This is a genomic window from Streptococcus sp. KR (assembly GCF_002238115.1).
Taxonomy (GTDB): domain Bacteria; phylum Bacillota; class Bacilli; order Lactobacillales; family Streptococcaceae; genus Streptococcus.
Map to the genome: position 1 here is coordinate 1 of NZ_NGVM01000133.1, position 491 is coordinate 491.

The window sequence follows — 491 nt, forward strand, 5'->3', positions numbered from 1 at the left end:
TTTTTCTCTGAACTGTACGATTTTGCGCCTGAAATGTAGGAATTACCTTTCGTTGTGATGTGATAAAACTTACAAGTTCTTTTTGTTATTCTTGACCTAGTTTTTATAGAAAGAAGGTCTAAGATGTTAAATAAAGTCAAAACTAAAGCCTTAATTAGTGTCGGAGCAGTGGCTGCAACTAGCTTTATTCTCATGATGGGATATACTGCTGGTCAACATTCTACTGCTAAACAAAGTCGTAAAGAGATTGAATTGGCTGCAGCTAAACTTGTAGAGGACAAACAAGCAGAAGATAAAGCCAGCATTTTGTCATCGGATACTGTAAAAGAATTTTTGACGCAGTACTATACGAAAGAAAAGCTCGGAGAAAATAATACACGTATTCAACCTTATATGACTGAATCGGCCTATTCTCAAGAATTGTCAAGTCAAAATGATGCCATGAACCAAGTGTATAAGGATTATATTTTGGATTATCATTTTGAAAAAGC

General features: G+C 34.8%; 1 pseudogene. It reads left to right on the top strand.

Annotation, left to right across the window (positions count from 1 at the left end):
• Nucleotides 1-123 precede the first annotated feature (123 nt).
• Nucleotides 124-491 (top strand): annotated as a pseudogene (locus CBI42_RS11265) (peptidylprolyl isomerase); the annotation flags it as partial.